General features: G+C 63.6%; 1 protein-coding gene. It reads right to left on the bottom strand.

The genetic code is table 11. The annotated features are described in order from the left end of the window. The coding region (locus tag DyAD56_RS23460; protein ID WP_146010619.1) for a condensation domain-containing protein at positions 1 to 1,103 on the bottom strand (1,103 nt) is incomplete at both ends.

Raw genomic sequence — 1,103 nt, 5'->3', positions numbered from 1 at the left:
GTCGTCCAGCATCTGTCTTACCCGCTCGCGCGGATAGCTGGGATCCAAGGGAACGTAGGCGCCACCGGCTTTCAAAATGCCCAGCAGACCGATCACCAGCTCCACACCGCGGGGCGCGCACAGGCCCACACAGGTGTCCGGTGTCACGCCGCGCTCGATCAGCGCATGCGCGACCCGATTGGCCGCGTCGTTCAAGGCCGCGTAGCTCAGCGTCGTCTCGCCACTGCGCAGTGCGATCGCTTCCGGTGTCCGCGACACCTGTGCCTGGAAACGCTCCGCCAGCGTCCACGCACCGACCTCGGCCTGCAACGGCGCAACACGGCTTTCCAGCAGTTGCGACCGCTCCGCGTCCGTCAGCAATGGCAACGTCGCCACCGCCCGTTCCGGGTCTTCCGTCATCGCGCGCAGCAGCACCTCCAGATAACCCGACCAGCGCGCGATCGTGTCCGCATCGAACAGGTCGCTCGCGTATTCGATCGCGCCTTCCAAGTGCTCACCCACTTCCATCAGCGACAGTGAAATGTCGAACTGTGTCGTGGTGTGCGGCATGGCCATCCGTTCTGCCCGCAGGCCGGACAACGTCGGATCGCCGCCATGTGGCGCATTCTGCAGGACGAACATCGCCTGCACCAACGGGTTGTAGCTCAGGTCTCGCCCTGGCGATAGCGACTCCACTACGTGGGTAAAGGGCACGTCCTGGTGGACAAACGCGTTGACCGTTACGTGCTTCACAGCTTGCAAGAAATTGGCAATGGTCTGACCGCCCTGTGTGTCCAGACGCAACGCCAGCGTATTGACAAAAAAGCCCATCAATCCGTCGAGACGGCTGTCGCGGCGATTCGCAACAGCAGTGCCGATCACCACATCGGCCTGACCGCTCAAGCGCGACAGCAGTGCACTCCAGCCAGCCAGCAACGTCATGTACAGCGTTGCATCCTGCGCCTGCGACAACGCACGCAGTCGCCCGGTCAACACGGCATCGAGATGCAATGCATGGGTGCGACCGGCGTAACTCTGCACCGCCGGTCGCGGCCGATCCACCGGCAAGCTCAGCAGCTCCGGCGCTCCTCGCAACTGCTCTCGCCAGTATCGCGATTGCGTCT

The sequence above is a fragment of the Dyella sp. AD56 genome (assembly GCF_002878475.1).
Classification (GTDB): Bacteria; Pseudomonadota; Gammaproteobacteria; order Xanthomonadales; family Rhodanobacteraceae; genus Dyella.
The sequence above is the reverse complement of the archived record's forward strand: the minus strand, read 5'-3'. Positions and strand labels throughout refer to the sequence as shown.